The sequence below is a fragment of the Pseudomonas sp. NPDC087358 genome, assembly GCF_044900785.1.
Taxonomy (GTDB): domain Bacteria; phylum Pseudomonadota; class Gammaproteobacteria; order Pseudomonadales; family Pseudomonadaceae; genus Aquipseudomonas.
Genome location: NZ_JBJDOA010000023.1, coordinates 1 through 16,459 on the forward strand (window position 1 = coordinate 1; position 16,459 = coordinate 16,459).

General features: G+C 59.8%; 15 protein-coding genes. 11 read left to right on the plus strand and 4 right to left on the minus strand.

What is annotated here, in order from left to right:
• The 9 genes from ACI2KS_RS29160 to fabF form a co-directional block, all read left to right on the plus strand.
• A partial coding sequence (locus tag ACI2KS_RS29160) for a 30S ribosomal protein S1 (protein WP_404624490.1) occupies window positions 1–1,092 on the plus strand: 1,092 nt, incomplete at its 5' end.
• Window positions 1,093–1,357: 265 nt separating this feature from the next.
• Window positions 1,358–1,657, plus strand: coding sequence for an integration host factor subunit beta (ihfB, locus tag ACI2KS_RS29165; protein WP_037011901.1), 300 nt, complete (start codon window positions 1,358–1,360; stop codon window positions 1,655–1,657).
• 18 nt (window positions 1,658–1,675) lie between these two features.
• The gene (locus tag ACI2KS_RS29170; RefSeq protein WP_404624491.1) at window positions 1,676–1,915 is read left to right on the plus strand and encodes a lipopolysaccharide assembly protein LapA domain-containing protein; all 240 of its coding nucleotides are present in this window, start codon (window positions 1,676–1,678) and stop codon (window positions 1,913–1,915) included.
• A gap of 428 nt (window positions 1,916–2,343) precedes the next feature.
• On the plus strand, window positions 2,344–3,717 hold the full coding sequence (locus tag ACI2KS_RS29175) for a phosphomannomutase (protein WP_404624492.1): 1,374 nt from the start codon (window positions 2,344–2,346) through the stop codon (window positions 3,715–3,717).
• Window positions 3,718–3,973: 256 nt separating this feature from the next.
• Window positions 3,974–4,984 (plus strand): glycosyltransferase family 4 protein, encoded by a 1,011-nt coding sequence (locus ACI2KS_RS29180; RefSeq protein ID WP_404624516.1) that lies wholly within the window; start codon window positions 3,974–3,976, stop codon window positions 4,982–4,984.
• 108 nt (window positions 4,985–5,092) lie between these two features.
• Window positions 5,093–7,087: a polysaccharide biosynthesis protein gene (locus tag ACI2KS_RS29185; protein WP_404624493.1), complete on the plus strand. Its 1,995-nt coding sequence runs from the start codon at window positions 5,093–5,095 to the stop codon at window positions 7,085–7,087.
• Between the two features lie 198 nt (window positions 7,088–7,285).
• Window positions 7,286–7,615 (plus strand): ComEA family DNA-binding protein, encoded by a 330-nt coding sequence (locus ACI2KS_RS29190; protein WP_404624494.1) that lies wholly within the window; start codon window positions 7,286–7,288, stop codon window positions 7,613–7,615.
• A 184-nt stretch (window positions 7,616–7,799) separates the two neighbouring features.
• On the plus strand, window positions 7,800–8,603 hold the full coding sequence (locus tag ACI2KS_RS29195) for an SDR family NAD(P)-dependent oxidoreductase (RefSeq protein WP_404624495.1): 804 nt from the start codon (window positions 7,800–7,802) through the stop codon (window positions 8,601–8,603).
• A 42-nt stretch (window positions 8,604–8,645) separates the two neighbouring features.
• The gene (gene fabF, locus ACI2KS_RS29200) at window positions 8,646–9,920 is read left to right on the plus strand and encodes a beta-ketoacyl-ACP synthase II (protein ID WP_404624496.1); all 1,275 of its coding nucleotides are present in this window, start codon (window positions 8,646–8,648) and stop codon (window positions 9,918–9,920) included.
• A 39-nt stretch (window positions 9,921–9,959) separates the two neighbouring features.
• On the opposite strand, the gene ACI2KS_RS29205 is transcribed toward fabF, so the two are convergent.
• The 4 genes from ACI2KS_RS29205 to dsbD all read right to left on the minus strand — a co-directional run bounded on the left by ACI2KS_RS29205 (window position 9,960) and on the right by dsbD (window position 14,136).
• Window positions 9,960–10,526: a TetR/AcrR family transcriptional regulator gene (locus tag ACI2KS_RS29205; protein WP_404624497.1), complete on the minus strand. Its 567-nt coding sequence runs from the start codon at window positions 10,524–10,526 to the stop codon at window positions 9,960–9,962.
• A 258-nt stretch (window positions 10,527–10,784) separates the two neighbouring features.
• A complete protein-coding gene (gene dsbG / locus ACI2KS_RS29210) occupies window positions 10,785–11,543 on the minus strand; it encodes a thiol:disulfide interchange protein DsbG (RefSeq protein WP_404624517.1) in 759 nt (252 codons plus the stop codon).
• Window positions 11,544–11,548: 5 nt separating this feature from the next.
• Entirely contained in the window at window positions 11,549–12,403 is an 855-nt protein-coding gene (locus tag ACI2KS_RS29215; RefSeq protein ID WP_404624498.1) for a prolipoprotein diacylglyceryl transferase family protein, read from the minus strand.
• Complete coding sequence (gene dsbD / locus ACI2KS_RS29220; protein WP_404624499.1) at window positions 12,403–14,136, minus strand: protein-disulfide reductase DsbD; 1,734 nt, start codon at window positions 14,134–14,136, stop codon at window positions 12,403–12,405. Before dsbD ends, ACI2KS_RS29215 begins: the two co-directional genes overlap by 1 nt.
• Before the next feature lie 205 nt (window positions 14,137–14,341).
• Here dsbD and ACI2KS_RS29225 point away from each other — a divergent pair, with 205 nt between their 5' ends.
• Both ACI2KS_RS29225 and ACI2KS_RS29230 read left to right on the plus strand, forming a co-directional pair.
• Window positions 14,342–15,025 (plus strand): response regulator, encoded by a 684-nt coding sequence (locus ACI2KS_RS29225; RefSeq protein ID WP_404624500.1) that lies wholly within the window; start codon window positions 14,342–14,344, stop codon window positions 15,023–15,025.
• On the plus strand, window positions 15,022–16,350 hold the full coding sequence (locus ACI2KS_RS29230) for an ATP-binding protein (protein WP_404624501.1): 1,329 nt from the start codon (window positions 15,022–15,024) through the stop codon (window positions 16,348–16,350). The genes ACI2KS_RS29225 and ACI2KS_RS29230 overlap by 4 nt, the downstream gene beginning before the upstream one ends.
• The last annotated feature ends 109 nt before the right edge of the window (window positions 16,351–16,459 follow it).

A 16,459-nucleotide genomic window follows, 5' to 3' on the forward strand; every position in this document is an offset into this window, starting at 1 on the left:
GTAAAGAACCTCAACGATTACGGCGCATTCGTCGATCTGGGTGGCGTCGATGGCCTGATTCACATCACCGACATGGCCTGGAAGCGTATCAAGCATCCATCGGAAATCGTCAACGTTGGCGATGAGATCGATGTAAAGGTCCTGAAGTACGATCGCGAGCGCAATCGTGTTTCCCTGGGCCTCAAGCAACTGGGCGAAGACCCATGGGTTGCTATCAAGGCACGTTACCCAGAAGGCACTCGCGTGACCGCGCGTGTTACCAACCTGACCGACTACGGCTGCTTCGCAGAGCTGGAAGAAGGCGTGGAAGGCCTGGTACACGTTTCCGAAATGGACTGGACCAACAAGAACATCCACCCATCCAAAGTCGTTCAGGTTGGCGACGAAGTGGAAGTCATGGTTCTGGACATCGACGAAGAGCGTCGTCGTATCTCCTTGGGCATCAAACAGTGCAAATCTAACCCGTGGGAAGATTTCTCTGGCCAGTTCAACAAGGGCGACAAGATCTCCGGCACCATCAAGTCGATCACCGATTTCGGTATCTTCATTGGTCTGGACGGCGGCATCGACGGTCTGGTTCACCTGTCCGACATCTCCTGGAACGAAGTGGGCGAAGAAGCCGTACGTCGCTTCAAGAAGGGCGACGAGCTCGACACCGTCATCCTGTCGGTTGATCCAGAGCGCGAGCGCATCTCGCTGGGTATCAAGCAGCTGGAAAGCGATCCGTTCTCCGAGTACGTCACTGTCAATGACAAAGGCGCTATCGTTCGCGGTATCGTTAAAGAAGTTGACGCCAAAGGCGCCATCATCACTCTGGCCGACGACATCGAAGCTACCCTCAAAGCCTCCGAAATCAGCCGTGACCGCGTAGAAGACGCGCGTAACGTTCTGAAAGAAGGCGAAGAGATCGAAGCCAAGATCATCAGCGTTGACCGCAAGAGCCGCGTGATCAGCTTGTCCATCAAGTCGAAAGACGTTGAAGACGAGAAAGAAGCGATTCAGAGCCTGCGTAGCAAGCCTGAAACCGCCGAAAACACTGGTCCTACCACTCTGGGTGACCTGTTGCGTGCGCAAATGGAAAAACAGAACTGAGTTCTGTCTGACCATTGAAAAAGGGCGACTTCGGTCGCCCTTTTTTGTGGGCGATGGTTTTACCCATCCCGACGCTGTTTCGCCGCAATCGCTGATCAGCCGGTTCAGTGCCCAAGGCCACGGTTGGCGAGGGTTACATCAGATAATGGCCCGTTGCCTGGAAACACCGCTCACATAAGTCGAAACATGGGCTGTTCAAATATCTCTGGTCATGCTAAAACCTTCAAAGCGCTTTACCTAGCTGCTTGAAAAAGAAGGGAAAAATATGACGAAGTCGGAGTTGATCGAACGAATTGTCACCCATCAAGGACTGCTCTCATCCAAAGATGTGGAGCTGGCCATCAAGACCATGCTTGAGCAGATGTCGCAATGCCTTGCCACGGGTGATCGTATTGAAATACGGGGCTTTGGCAGCTTCTCCCTGCACTACCGCGCGCCTCGCGTGGGTCGCAATCCCAAAACCGGACAATCCGTCAGCCTCGACGGAAAATTCGTCCCTCACTTCAAGCCCGGTAAAGAGTTGCGTGACCGGGTGAACGAAGAGGAGGAGCACGAGCTCCAATAGCCGTTAGAGGAGTACTCGATGCGCAATGTTAAACGCCTTGTCTTTTTCATTATCGTCCTGCTGATCGTTTCGGCGACGGTAGTGTTCATGCTTGAAAACCAGCAGCCGGTGGCGTTGGTGTTTTTTGGCTGGTCTGCCCCTGAGCTGTCGGTGGCTGTTCCGGTGATCCTCGCGTTGTTGGTGGGGATGCTGATCGGTCCGGTGCTCGCCTGGCTAGCCCGTCTGCGCAAGAAGCCAAAATCAGCCCGTCTGGCCTAAGCGTGGTGGTTCAGTACCGATCACGGCCGCCAGGCTGCGCTATTGCTCCTCGGATGGTGCTTGGGTGAGCAGGTTGTCATCGCATCGAATGCGCTGGCAGATGCCTTGCGACATATTTTGCAAGATCCCGCAAACACTTGATGGCTGAATCAAACAGTGGGTCCGGTTATGCTCCCCCGCTTTGGTACATCCATGAAACGAACGGCGGAATATCTTTTTGATATCATCCGGCAGAGCCATCCAACCCTTGAAGATGGCCGCGTACGTTTCGAAGATATTTACCTCCTGCTGGATAACTAATCTTCATTTTCACTGCCTAACGCTCGCCTCAAGCTGTTATGCGCGAGGGTAGCGCGCAGTCCGGCTGCCGGGCTGCTTCATACTGAACAGAGGAACCTGCGGGTTCTTTCGTCGCATAGGTTTTTTACATGAATCCCGACTATCCCGTTATTCAGACCCGTTGCTTCAAAGCCTACGATATTCGCGGCCAGGTCCCCGCTGACCTCAACGCCGATATCGCCTATCGGATTGGGCGCTCCATGGTGGTGGAACTGGGTGCCAAAAATATCGTGGTCGGCAGAGACATGCGCCTCGAAAGCCCAGGCTTGGCTCAGGCCTTGATCCAAGGTATCCAGGACGCTGGCGCCGATGTCATCGACATTGGCTTGTGCGGGACCGAGGAAGTTTATTTTGCAACCAGCCACTACGCCGCCGACGGCGGAGTGATGGTGACCGCCAGTCATAATCCGAAGGGTTATAACGGCATGAAACTGGTCCAGCGCGAGTCTCGGCCAATCAGCGGCGATACCGGGCTTGACGCGATCCGTCAGCGTGTCGACGCCGGTGACCTGGGCGACATCGCAGCCAGGCAGGGTCTCGTTGAGGCGAAGCCGGACAAGGCCGCCTACATCGAGCATTTGCTCAGCTACGTCAACCTCAAAGACCTGCGCCCATTGAAGATCCTTGCCGATCCGGGCAATGGCGCGGTGGGACCTGCCCTGGAGGCGATCAAGTCACGGCTTCCATTCCACTGGACCATCATCAACGCTGAACCGGACGGCAATTTCCCGAACGGGGTGCCTAACCCGTTGCTTCCCGAAAACCGCAACCTCACGCGCCAGGCGTTGCTCGATAACCAATGCGATCTGGGCCTGGCCTGGGACGGCGACTTTGACCGCTGCTTCTTCTTTGATGAAAGTGGCCGGTTTGTCGAGGGCTACTATCTGGTTGGGCTGCTGGCAGAAATGCTGCTCAAACAACACCCGGGTTCGAAGATCATCCACGACCCGCGCCTGACCTGGAACACCATCGATCAGGTGAAACAGGCGGGTGGTACGCCGGTGCTGTGCAAGACCGGGCACGCGTTCATCAAAGAACGCATGCGCCTGGAAGACGCCGTCTACGGCGGCGAGATGAGCGCGCACCATTACTTCCGTGATTTCGCCTACTGCGATAGCGGGATGATTCCGTGGCTGCTGGTGACAGCGCTGATGTCGGTCTCGGGCAAGTCGTTTTCCCAACTGGTCGACGAGCGCATGGCTGCCTACCCGTGCAGTGGCGAGATCAACTACAAGGTCGAGGACGTCAAAGCGGTATTGGCCAAGGTCGAGGCTCACTATTCGCCGAACTGTTCGAATATCGACAAAACCGATGGCATCAGCCTCGAGTTTGCAGAGTGGCGCTTCAACCTGCGTGGGTCCAACACCGAGCCGCTGCTGCGCTTGAACGTCGAGAGTCGTGGCGATGCAACACTGGTAGAGGAAAAGGTCAGGGAGATCGAGCAGCTGTTGAAGGCTGGTTGATACCCGAAGCTGCTTCAGCCTGTTGCCCGGCGTTATGGGCGCAGGTTCGGTGATCACCATCCGGGTCACCTTGTATTGATGATCGCCCGTGATATCTTGCGGGCGTTTTTACAGCCGCTGACCTGACATCATCACGCTTGTGCTGACTATGGGCACCAGCAGCTTTTGCCAAAGACCGGCTCGGCAACCGGGATCCCGGATCGCGTGATATGGGTACTTGAAACAGGCAGTCGACCATTTTGACAACGGAACAAAAATGAATCATTGGTGGTTGGCGATTGCTGTTACAGGGATGTCTTTCGCCCTGACCTACTGGCTCCGACGTTACGCGCTGCATAAGAGCCTGCTGGATATTCCCAACGGCAGAAGCTCCCATACCGTCCCCACCCCACGGGGAGGCGGGGTCGCCATTGTCGCAAGCTATCTTGTCGCGCTGGCAGTGTTGTTGGGCCAGGGCGCGCTCGGCTTCCAGGTTTTTCTCGGATTGTCCGGCGCAGGCCTGCTGATCGCAGCCTTGGGTTTTCTCGATGACCACGGGCATGTGGCGGCACGCTGGCGTCTTCTGGGCCACTTCCTCGCCGCCTCGTGGGGCTTGTTCTGGCTGGGTGGCCTTCCCCCTATCCAGATGTTTGGCGGGGTCCTGGATATCGGTTGGCTGGGGAACGCCCTTGCAGTGGTTTATCTGGTCTGGTTGCTCAATCTCTACAATTTCATGGACGGCATCGATGGCATTGCCAGCGTCGAAGCGGTCTGTGTGTGTCTGAGCGCAGCGCTCATCTACGCCCTCAATGGCTTTGCTGATCTGGTCTGGCTCCCCGTACTGCTTGCCGCCGCTGTCCTGGGCTTTTTGTCCTGGAATTTTCCACCGGCCAAGATCTTCATGGGCGACGCCGGCAGCGGATTCCTGGGCATCATCCTGGGGGTGTTGTCACTTCAGGCAGCCTGGATTTCCTCGCAGTTATTATGGGCATGGCTTATTCTGCTGGGGGTGTTCATCGTAGACGCTACAGTTACCCTCATCCGTCGCCTCGTCCGGGGCGACAAGATCTATGAGGCTCACAGAAGTCATGCTTACCAGTTTGCCTCGCGCAGATATGGCAAGCACCTTCCAGTGACGTCCGCAGTCGGTGTCATCAACCTGTTCTGGCTTCTGCCGGTTGCTCTGTGTGTCACTCAGCTGGGTGTGGACGGTGCGCTCGCCTTGATCGTTGCCTACATACCGCTGGTGATCCTGGCCATCAGCTTCAAGGCCGGGGAGCTTGAATGATGCTGATCAACCCTCGCGAACCCGGGGGCTGGTGTACTTCTTGCGTATGGCAGGGATCTGCCATCAGGGTTCAGGTCGATAGGAGATTAGCTCGTGCTTGAGGGATGGATGGACAAATTGCGCGCGTTGCTGGTGGCGTTACCGCGCCGTCAGAAGCGGATCATTCAGGTCGCGACGGACGTCTGTCTGGTCTGGTTCGCATTGTGGATGGCTTTCGTGGTGCGCCTGGGCATCGACGACCTGATCAATCCGCTGGAAATTCACACGTGGCTGTTCATCAGCGCTCCTGTCATCGCCATTCCCCTGTTCATCCGCATCGGCATGTACCGTGCGGTGATGCGCTATTTCGGCAACGATGCGCTGGTTGCGATCATCAAGGCCGTCAGTCTGTCAGCGCTGATTCTCGGCGTGGTGGTCTACCTCTACAGCAACCACCAGCATGTCGTGCCTCGTTCGGTCATGTTCAATTACTGGTGGTTAAGTCTGGTGATGATCGGTGGGCTGAGGCTCGCCATGCGCCAGTATTTCCTCGGCGACTGGTTCTCCGCCGCGCAACACGTGCCCTTTGCCAGTCGGGACGACGGCCTGCCCAAAGTGGCGATTTATGGCGCAGGCGCTGCGGGTAACCAATTGGTTGCGGCGCTGCGAATGGGCCGTTCGATGCGTCCGGTTGCCTTTATCGACGACGACGACTCGATCTCCAACCGGGTGATCTCGGGGCTGCAGGTCTACAAGCCCAAGCATATCCAGGAAATGATCGACGTCACCGGCGCGCAGGAAATCCTGCTGGCGGTTCCCTCTTCGGCCAGAGCCCGCCGACGCGAAATCCTCGGGTTTCTGGAAAGCTTTCCCTTGCACGTACGGAGCGTTCCGAATTTTTCCGATCTGGCGGCTGGCCGGGTAAAAGTGGACGATCTGCAGGAAGTGGACATCGGTGACCTGCTGGGTCGCGACGCCGTTCCGGCACAGGAAGAGCTGCTCGAACACTGCATCAGGAATCAATGCGTGCTGGTGACCGGGGCAGGCGGCTCGATCGGTTCGGAGTTGTGCCGTCAGATCGTGATGCTCAAGCCCACCACCTTGTTGTTGCTCGACCATAGCGAGTTCAACCTCTACACCATTCTTTCCGAGCTGGAACGGCGCATCGAGCGTGAATCGCTGAAGGTCAAGGTGCTGCCGATTCTGGGGTCGGTACGCAACCATTCAAAGCTGCTGGACGTCATGAAGACCTGGCAGGTCGACACGGTTTATCACGCCGCCGCTTATAAGCATGTGCCGATGGTCGAGCACAATATCGCCGAGGGCGTCATCAACAACGTGATCGGTACGCTCAATGCGGCCCAGGCGGCGCTGCAGGCAGGGGTCGCCAACTTTGTGCTGATTTCCACCGACAAAGCGGTCAGGCCCACCAATATCATGGGCAGCACCAAGCGTCTGGCCGAGCTGATTCTGCAGGCGTTGAGTCGTGAAACGGCGCCGGTGATGTTCGGTGATCGGGCCAACGTGCATCAGGTCAACAAGACGCGTTTCATCATGGTGCGTTTCGGTAACGTGCTGGGTTCTTCCGGTTCGGTGATCCCGCTGTTTCACCAGCAGATCAAGTCCGGCGGTCCGCTGACCGTCACCCATCCGAAGATCACCCGGTACTTCATGACCATCCCCGAGGCCGCGCAGTTGGTGATTCAGGCAGGCTCCATGGGGCAGGGCGGTGACGTCTTCGTGCTCGACATGGGCGAACCGGTGAAAATCGTCGAACTGGCCGAGAAAATGGTTCATCTGTCAGGCCTTAGCATTCGTTCCGAAAAAAATCCCCATGGCGATATATCCATCGAGTTCACCGGCTTGCGACCTGGGGAAAAGCTCTATGAGGAACTGCTGATCGGCGACAACGTGGCGGTGACCAGCCATCCGATGATCATGAGCGCTCAGGAAGATCACCTGGCGTGGGAGGTCTTCAAACAGAGCCTGTCGCAGTTGCTCAAGGCCCTGGATGAAGATGACTACAACAAGGTACGCCAGATCCTCGGCGACACCGTCAGCGGCTATGCGCCCGAGGGCGAAATCGTCGACTGGATTCATCAGCAACGGCGTCGGGAACCATGAGTTCTCCTGCGTACTGAAACCTTTGCTTACCGCCTTGTCTTTGATCGGAATGCCGTCAGGCACCCGTACTGCGGCGGCTTCAGCCCGGTACACATCAGGTCACCTATCGCTGCGTTGACGCCCCATGGGCATCGTCTAGGTTTGAAGAGCAGCTCAGGAATGCTGCTTCTCAACCCACGATGTCATGGAGCATTACTCATGCGTACTTCCTACCTGTCGTCCCTGGTCTTTGCTTTGCTGGCCAGTGCCTCTGTCGCCGTCAACGCCGCACCCGCCAGCGCTGTCACAACACCTGCCGTCGCAGCGGCCCAGACGTCCGCCGAGCAAGACGCGAAGGTCAATATCAACACTGCCAACGCTGAGACTCTGCAAAAAGGTTTATCCGGAATCGGTGCTGCCAAGGCGGGGGCCATCGTCGCCTATCGAGAGGAGAACGGGGCGTTTACTTCCGTAGACGAGCTGATAGAAGTCAAAGGTATCGGCAAGGCGCTGCTGGACAAGAATCGTGACCGGCTTGCACTCGAATAAGCGACCTCAGGACATGGAAGACCGATCTTGGATCGGTCTTTTTTTTTGCCAAGATTTTCATGCAAAGTTTTTTTCTTAACGCGCAGGAGCCTTGAGATAAAAAATGACGATCAACATATGATTTGTAAAATTACGAGCGTAATATGCTCGCGTTGCTACTCTCAAATTCCACGGAGAAACGCCCATGAGCAATCACACCCAAGGTACTGCCCTGATCACTGGCGCATCGTCAGGCATCGGCGCAACCTACGCTGATCGTCTGGCCAAACGCGGTTACGACCTGTTGCTGGTCGCTCGCGATCAAGGCCGGCTTGAAACGCTTGCCGCACAGTTGCGCAGCAGTACCTCGGTCAAGGTCGAGGTGCTGAAGGCGGATTTGACCAACGCCGCGGATGTTTCCGGGCTGGAACAGCGCCTGCGCACTGACGCCTCGATCACGCTGTTGCTCAATAATGCCGGCGTGGCTGCGAACAGTACCCTGGCGCAGGCGGATCTGGGCGAAGTCGACCTCTTGATCCAACTCAACATCGTCGCGCTGACCCACCTGGCTTCCGCAGCGGCGGCCGGTTTTGTCGCCCGTGGTCGTGGCGCCATCGTCAATATTGCATCGGTCGTGCCGATGATCCCGGAGCGTTTCAACGCGGTGTACACCGCCAGCAAGGCCTACGTGCTGAGCCTGACCCAATCGCTGAACGCCGAGATCGGCGAGCAGGGCGTGCAGGTCCAGGCGGTCATGCCGGGCGCGACGCGTACCGAGATCTGGGAGCGTGCCGGTATGGATCTGACTGCCTTTCCAGCAGAAATGGTCATGGAAGTGGGCGAGATGGTGGACGCTGCGCTCGCCGGTTTCGATCAGAAGGAGCTTGTGACTATTCCATCGCTTCCCGACGCCGCCGACTGGGATGCATTGGTCAACGCACGTCTGGCGCTGGGGCCTAATCTGTCGTTGCAGCAGGCCGCTGCGCGTTACAAAACCTCAGGTGCATGAGTGCGCACCTGTGAATGTCCCGAAGGTTGAAAAGGTGAACGCATGAGCGAACGTCGCATCGTAGTGACGGGTATGGGGCTGGTAACGCCTCTGGGAACCGGTGTCGAGGCAGTCTGGAGTCGGTTGCTCGAAGGGCGCTCCGGCATCGTACGGCTGCCCGATGAAACGGTGGCGGACCTGCCCGGCAAAGTAGGCGGGGCAGTGCCGACCTTGGCCGATGACCCCGAAGCGGGCTTCGATCCCGATGCAGCTGCGCCGCCCAAGGAACAGAAAAAGATGGATCGCTTCATCCTGTTCGCCCTGGCCGCTGCTCAGCAGGCGGTGGCTCAGGCAGGGTGGGCGCCCTCCACCGATGAGGAGCGCGAACGCACGGCCACGATCATCGGTTCTGGGGTGGGCGGGTTCGTGTCCATCGCCGACGCAGTGCGGACCACGGATACCCGAGGACCTCGCCGGCTTTCTCCGTTCACCATTCCATCATTCCTGGTCAACCTGGCTGCCGGGCACGTGTCGATCCAGCATGGCCTCAAAGGCCCGCTCGGCGCGCCAGTGACCGCGTGCGCTGCTGGCGTGCAGGCCATCGGTGACGCGGCGCGGATGATCGTTGCCGGGGAAGCGGATATCGCCATCTGCGGTGGCGCCGAGGCATGTATCGACCGGGTGGCTTTGGGCGGTTTTGCAGCCGCGCGGGCATTGTCCAGCGGCTTCAATGAAACGCCGGAACGCGCCTCCCGTCCGTTTGATCGTGATCGAGATGGATTCGTCATGGGTGAAGGGGCTGGTATCGTGGTCATCGAAACCCTGGAGCACGCCCTGGCGCGGGGCGCGCAACCGATCGTGGAATTGGTGGGTTATGGCACCAGTGCCGATGCCTATCACCTCACCGCAGGGCCTGAGGATGGCAATGGCGCACGCCGGGCGATGCAGGCGGCGATTCGACAGGCAGGCATCAAGCCCGCCGACATCCAGCATCTCAATGCACATGCCACTTCGACGCCGGTCGGCGACAAGGGCGAGATGGCTGCGATCAAGACCGTATTTGGCGATCAGAACGGCGTGGCGGTGACCTCGACCAAATCAGCGACCGGGCATTTGCTGGGCGCTGCCGGTGGCATTGAAGCGATCTTCACGGCGTTGGCCATCCGCGACCAGATTGCGCCGATGACCCTGAACTTCGAAAACCCTGATGAAGCGGCGACCGGTATCGATATCGTGCACGGCGAGGCTCGTCCGATGGAAATCGAGTACGCACTGTCCAACGGTTTCGGCTTTGGTGGGGTCAACGCCTGCGTGTTGTTCCGCCGCTGGCACGCGTGAGGAAGTAGCCCCTGCCGGTGACGGCAGGGGCTGTTCACATCAGGCCTTGCTGATCTGCTGCTTGAGCTGCTGGCGGGTGGTTTGCAGGATCCGTTCGGCCAGTTGCGGATCTTTCGCGCTACGGGCGAGCACCACCGCACCGACCAGGGCCGACATCATCATCACGCTCTTGTCGCTGTCGCAGGTGCCAGTGGGCGCACCTGCCTCCAGCGCCGACAGCATTTGGTTGATCAGTTCATCGGTGATTTCACTGGGTTGACCGCGCTGACCCAACTCCGACGACATGGTGGGCAATGGGCAGCCGTTTTCGGGCTCGGCGCGATGTTCCGGGGACAGATACAGGTCGATGAACGCTGCGGCCGAACGGTCGGCCGACAGCTTGGTGGCCCTTGATTCAGCCAGTTGGTCCACCGCGCAGCGCAGGGCTTTCTCGACCAGATCATCCTTGGATTTGAAGTGGGCGTAGAAACCACCGTGGGTCAGGCCCAGTGCTTTCATCAGCGGCTGCAGGCCGGTTGCGCCAATGCCATCGCGGCGAAAGCGCGAGGCAGCTTCCTGAAGGATGCGCTGATGAGTTTGGGCTTTGTGATCTTCGGCGTAACGCATTGAACGAGCCTCCCGACTATGGCTCTTGAAATGTTGGTCGACATTCTTACACGTATGGCAAGCCGTTGCAGTATCCACATTTCGCGCCAGGTTGCCATTGGTCAGAAGGTCACAGGTCGAAGCGAGGCGGTTCGCTTTTTAGCGGCCCGCCCCCGTGAGGGAGGGCGACCGATATCCGTAGTGGCATGGCTTGCCGACAGGCGCGATTGTGAAAGCGCTGCTACCGAGGATGACGGTGTGAAAGATGGTTATGGTTTCCTATTTAGGCCCCATCATTTTCGCCAGCACTTGCGGGCTCGGTGCGCCTTGTTGCTGCTGCAGGTTGCCGTTCTCGTCCTTGTAGAAAATCGACGGCGTGGCTGACAGGCCCATGTCTTCCATCAGCTTCATGTTGCCATCGAGTTTGGCCTGGATATCCTTGGGAATGCTTTGCAGGGCCTTGAGCGTGCTGCTCTTGCCGGCTTGTTCATGTTTCTGCAGGGCAAGTTCGGGATTGGCGTCTGCCAGCAATGCGGCCGCCTTGGCGGCACTGTCCTCGCGGATGACGCCGACCATGATGTGGCGCAGCTGGACCTTGCCGGACTTGACCCAAGGCCGTGCCTGTTCCCAGAACATGTTGCAGTAAGGGCAATTGGCATCGCTGAACAGATAGATCACCTTGGGCGCGGTGCTGGCACCGTCGGCGATCCACGTGCTGCTTTCCATCTGGTTCCACATCTCCTTGGTCATCGGCTCGTAGACCAGCTTTTGTAACGGCGCCTCGCTGAGGTCTTCGCCTTTTTCATCGAACAGGTTACCGGCCAGCACATGCTTGCCATCAGCGGTCAGATACAGCGCCATGGCTTGCTTCTGGTATTGGGCGGCATAGCCCTTGAGTCCGCCGGGCGCGTCGAAACTGCCTTTGATAGTTGCGCCCTTGGCCTCTAGCGCCTTGATCGCTGCAGGCAGTTCTTCGGCCTGCAGCAGCGAGCTTTGCGCGGCGAGTACGCTGGCCAGGGCCAGGATAGAAATACGCATGAGACTCATTGATTGCTCCTTGAGAGAGTGTTCCTTGAAGAGGAAGAGGGCGTCGCCACGCTGCTGAAGCTGTCGAGATACTGCTGCAGGCTGGCGTAGGACAATTCGCCGAGGTGGCTGCCCGACAAACGCCCGTCCGGCTGGTAGAACAGCGTCGTCGGCAGCGCGGCTGAACCGACGCGTCGGGCCAGTTCGCCGTTGCCATCAAACAGCACGTTGTCCAGATGCAGACCCTGGCTTGCGAGGAAAGTCGCCACGTCGCGAGGGCTTTCCGCCTGATTGACGAATAGGAACACCACGTCCGTATTCGCCCGTTGCGCCGCTTGCAGTACCGGCATTTCGCGACGGCATGGCGGACACCAGGTCGCCCACAGGTTGAGGACCAGCTTGCGGCCCTCATAGTCGCTCAGGTGCACCGCCTGGCCATCAGCGTTGCGCAGCGTCAGGGCCGGAAGGCGTGCATGCTCGTGTTGGGCATTGAGAATCAGAAGGCCAAGCCACCAGAACAGCAGGCCGCTCGCCACGCCCAGGCTCATCGAAGTGCGCAACCGCGGTCTCTTCCAGCCCCACAGCACGGCACCGATCAGTAGCGCGCCAACCCCGGGCCAGGCCACAAAGCCGCCATCGCGGATGTCGATGATGCTCGCTGGGCTGGCTTGATATTGCGACCAGTAGGCGATCACGAAAGCGAGCCTTGCGACGACCAGCCCCAGCACGAACAGTGCAAACAGCATGCGCTCGGGATTGACTCGCTGTCGGCGCCCGCTGATCCAGCCCACCAGCGTGGCGATGGCCAGCGCGACGAGCAGTAGCAGGTGGTTGATCGCCAGCGCGAAGGGGCCCAGGGCAAGGCTCAGCATCAGCCTTGCTCCCGGGTCACTCGCCATTGCTCGACGAACTCCCGGTCGCTGACTTCGCCGGTCATGCGTCGCTGCCTACGCTCGCCGCCGTCCGGGCCCAGCCACAACAGCGTGGGCGGCCCTGGCACCTGATAGCGCTTGAGCAGCTCCCGGCTGGCATCGTTGTCGGCAGTCACGTCCAGTCGCAACAGGCGCACGCCACTGAGCGCCTCAAGCACGTCGGTTTTGCCAAAGACGTTTTTCTCCATGATCTTGCAGGACACACACCATTCGGCGTAATAGTCGACCAAGACCCATTGTCCATCGGCTCGGGCGGCGGCAAGCTCGCGATCAAGCGCCACCGGGCTGTTGATCGTGGTGAACGCATCAAGGCGTTCGCTGCTGACAGTCGAGCGGGATCCGCTGTAGATTTTCAGCGGCTGCCAGGGGTCGTCAGCGCCACCCGCCGCACCGACCAGCAGCATCGCGCCCCACAGCCCGAGCACCAGCCCACCGGGCATGCAGATCAGCGAAGCGCGTTTCAACGTACGGGTCTGGGCGATGGCGCTGCACGCCACCAGCAACAGCAGCCCACCGAACAGTGCCAGCCACAGGGATTGGGCCACTAGCGGTCTGATCATGATCAGCGCGGTGCCCAGCAGCAGAAAGCCGAAGACGCCTTTGACCAGATCCATCCATATGCCAGGTTTTGGCAGCAGGCGATTGCCGGCCGTGACCACCAGCAACAGCGGTAAACCCATGCCAAGGCCCATGACGAACAACACCAGCGCACCCTGTAAGGCATTACCGCTTTGCGCGATGTAGAGCAGCGCGCCAGCCAGCGGCGCGGTCATGCAGGGCCCGACCATCAATCCTGAAAGCGCGCCCAGAACACCGGCGCTCACCAGACTGCCACCCTGGCGCTGGCGACCAGCACTTTCCAGGCGATCACGCACGAATGCCGGCAGTTGCAGTTCGAAGAACCCGAACATCGGTAGGGAGAGGATCACGAACAGGCCGGCAAAGCTGCCCAGCAACCAGGGTTGTTGCAGTATCGATTGCAGATTGCCGCCCAGCAGCGCCGCGACCACGCCCAATCCGGCATAGATCATGGCCATGCTCAACACGTAGACGCTGGCCAGTGCGAAGCCCCGACTCGGTCTTGCGCCGCTGCCCACTACTACTCCGGCGAGGATCGGCAGCATTGGCAGCGAGCAGGGGGTAAAGGCCAGCAGCAGGCCCAGGCCGAAGAAAATCAACAGGCTCCAGCCCAGCGAGCGCTGTTGCAGCGTGCTGGCCAGGGCCTGATCCGGCGCCTGGGCATTGACCACTGCAGCGCCCGTACCCCCCAGATCGACCTTCTGGCTTTGCGGCGGATAACACAGACCGGCATCGGCGCAGCCTTGCCAGCCGACCGTCACCTGACCTGCGGCCGATGCCGGAATGATCAGTTCCACGCCCTGGCGATACACCTGTTGCTGGCCGAAGTATTCGTCGTTGTGGTCTTCCCCGGCAGGCAGCACGGGCTGGTGATCGGCGCTCAGGCCATCGAACTTGAGGCGCTTCTGGTAGAGGTAATAGCCCTCGGCTATCTGCCAGTACAAGCGCGTTTCACCGGATTCCAGGCGCTCGGAGCTGAACGTGAACGCCTGGCCCACGGGCAGGAAATCGGGCTTTCTGAACAGGTCTGCGCCGGGCAGCGCTTGCGCCAGCAACGGAAACAGAACAAGTATCAACAGCAACAACTTACGCATGCACACACCTTACCGATCAACAATGCGCCGAGGGTGAGGGGCGCTGATTAAGCGTCGATTAACGGCCCGTGGTCGAGGCAGCGCCAGTGGGCGATGACCACGTCTACGGACTGCGGCAGATATCCCATGCCGGTGAACAAGACCCCGGTGCATAATCGGCCCTTAATCCGGCGCTGTTCAACTCGCCTTTTTTTCGAGGCCGCCCATGCACGTATTGCTCTGTGAAGACGATGACCTGATTGCCAGCGGCATTGTTGCCGGCCTGGACGCACAAGGCCTGACCGTAGACCGGGTGGCCACCGCTTCGGCTGCGCGGGCGATGCTCTCGGCGGCGCATTTTGATGTCATGGTGCTGGACCTGGGCCTGCCCGACGAGGACGGGCTGAAGTTGCTGCGCCAGTTGCGCCAGCAGGGTGTGGAGATTCCGGTATTGATCCTGACCGCCCGCGACACGGTCACCGACCGCGTCGACGGTTTGCAGGCTGGCGCCGATGACTACCTGCTCAAGCCTTTCGATCTTCGCGAACTGAGCGCGCGCCTGCACACGCTGGTCCGGCGCATGGCCGGGCGCAGCGTCAACGTGATCGAGCACGGCGCGCTGACCTACGACCCCAGTAGCCGGGAGACTCGCCTGGCTGGGCAGCCAGTGGATCTTTCACGGCGCGAGCAGGCGCTGCTTCAAGCGCTGCTCAACAACAATGGACGGGTGTTGTCCAGTGAGCAGCTCAAGGACTGTGTCTACGGTTTCGGCGACGAAGTCGAAAGCAACGCCCTCAACGTCCACATCCATCATCTGCGGCGCAAGCTTGGCGGCGGCATCATCGAGACGGTGCGCGGTCTGGGCTACCGGCTTGGCCCCGCCGGCGAACTCTCGGAGCAGCGTGGATGAGAAGTCTGCGAACCCGCCTGAGCCTCATACTGGGCTCGGCTTTCATCGTGATCTGGGTGCTCGCCGCCGCCTGGATGCTGCGTGATCTGCGCACGCAGATGATGGAGTCGCTTGACCAGCGCCTGGAAGCCTCCGCGCGGATGGTAGCCGGCTTGCTGGAGCAGATGCAGATGCCCAGTGATGGCCAGGGTAACGCGTTGCGATCAGGTGATCTTGGCATCCCCAACGGCATGGCCTGTCAGCTCAGCTCCCTGCGCGGGCAGGTCCTGGCGCGGACCGACAGCTCGCCGGCCGAGCCGCTGAAAGCTGACGCCAGCGGTTTCCATGACCAGATGATCAACGGCCAGCACTGGCGGGTCTACACCATGATGCACGGCAACGTGCGCGTCAGTACCGCGGATCGGCAGATCGAACGTGATGTGTTGGGTCATTCGGTATTGCTCGCCGCATCGGTGCCCGTGCTGGTGGCTTTGTTCGGCAGCCTGGTGCTCGTCTGGTTCGGCATCGGGCGCGGGCTGGCGCCGCTCAATCGCATGCGTGATGCCTTGAATCGCCATAGCGCCGATTCGGTCGAACCGCTCGACGTGCCGAATCTGCCCAGCGAGCTGCAGCCTCTACTCAAGAGCCAGAACCAGCTGTTCCAGCGCATTGCCCAGACACTGGAGCGTGAGCGCAGGCTGACCGGCGATGCTGCGCACGAATTGCGCAGCCCGCTGACGGCCATCAAGACCCACCTGCAGGTGGCGCGGATGACCGAAGGCGACAAGCGCGACAAGGCGCTGGCCCATGCCGAAGAGGGCGCCGACCGCATGCATCGGACCTTGGAGCAGCTGCTGCTACTGGCGCGGGTCGAGGGCAGTCTGTCGTTCGACGACGGCGTGCTGTGCGATGCCGAGAAGGTGGCGCGGCTGGCGATCCACGATGCCCATCACGGTGACGAACAGCGTATCGCACTGATCCTGCCGTCGCAGTTATCCACCGCGCCTGTGGAAATGCCAGCGGCCCTGGCCGTTGCAGCCTTGCGCAACCTGCTGGACAACGCCTTGCGCCATACCCAGATCGGCGCACGGGTGGAACTGAGTCTGGAGACCTTCGACGGCCAGGCGCATTTTCGGGTCCGTGACTACGGTCCCGGGATCCCGGAGCCTGATCTGGACAAACTGACCCAGCGCTTCTGGCGCAACGGCAAAAGCCCGGGTGCGGGTTTGGGCCTGGCGATCGTTCAGGCCATCGTCCAGCGTTGCGCCTGCTCGTTGCGCTTTGACAGTCGCAGCGACGGGTTGCGGGTGGAGCTGAGCATGCCGTTGCGCCGCCTGGAGGCATGAAACCATTGCTGTAGGAGTGAGCTTGCTCGCGATAGCGTTTTATCAGTCACCACCGCGGTGGCCGGCAGATCCAATCGCGAGCAAGCTCACTCCTACGATCAGGTAACGG

Excerpts from the sequence above, each read along its gene's own strand:
- ihfB (WP_037011901.1), top strand. The coding sequence starts at position 1,358 with ATGACGAAGTCGGAGTTGATCGAACGAATTGTCACCCATCAAGGACTG.
- ACI2KS_RS29170 (WP_404624491.1), top strand. The coding sequence starts at position 1,676 with ATGCGCAATGTTAAACGCCTTGTCTTTTTCATTATCGTCCTGCTGATC.
- ACI2KS_RS29175 (WP_404624492.1), top strand. The coding sequence starts at position 2,344 with ATGAATCCCGACTATCCCGTTATTCAGACCCGTTGCTTCAAAGCCTAC.
- ACI2KS_RS29180 (WP_404624516.1), top strand. The coding sequence starts at position 3,974 with ATGAATCATTGGTGGTTGGCGATTGCTGTTACAGGGATGTCTTTCGCC.
- ACI2KS_RS29185 (WP_404624493.1), top strand. The coding sequence starts at position 5,093 with ATGGACAAATTGCGCGCGTTGCTGGTGGCGTTACCGCGCCGTCAGAAG.
- ACI2KS_RS29190 (WP_404624494.1), top strand. The coding sequence starts at position 7,286 with ATGCGTACTTCCTACCTGTCGTCCCTGGTCTTTGCTTTGCTGGCCAGT.
- ACI2KS_RS29195 (WP_404624495.1), top strand. The coding sequence starts at position 7,800 with ATGAGCAATCACACCCAAGGTACTGCCCTGATCACTGGCGCATCGTCA.
- fabF (WP_404624496.1), top strand. The coding sequence starts at position 8,646 with ATGAGCGAACGTCGCATCGTAGTGACGGGTATGGGGCTGGTAACGCCT.
- ACI2KS_RS29205 (WP_404624497.1), bottom strand. The coding sequence starts at position 10,526 with ATGCGTTACGCCGAAGATCACAAAGCCCAAACTCATCAGCGCATCCTT.
- dsbG (WP_404624517.1), bottom strand. The coding sequence starts at position 11,543 with ATGCGTATTTCTATCCTGGCCCTGGCCAGCGTACTCGCCGCGCAAAGC.
- ACI2KS_RS29215 (WP_404624498.1), bottom strand. The coding sequence starts at position 12,403 with ATGCTGAGCCTTGCCCTGGGCCCCTTCGCGCTGGCGATCAACCACCTG.
- dsbD (WP_404624499.1), bottom strand. The coding sequence starts at position 14,136 with ATGCGTAAGTTGTTGCTGTTGATACTTGTTCTGTTTCCGTTGCTGGCG.
- ACI2KS_RS29225 (WP_404624500.1), top strand. The coding sequence starts at position 14,342 with ATGCACGTATTGCTCTGTGAAGACGATGACCTGATTGCCAGCGGCATT.
- ACI2KS_RS29230 (WP_404624501.1), top strand. The coding sequence starts at position 15,022 with ATGAGAAGTCTGCGAACCCGCCTGAGCCTCATACTGGGCTCGGCTTTC.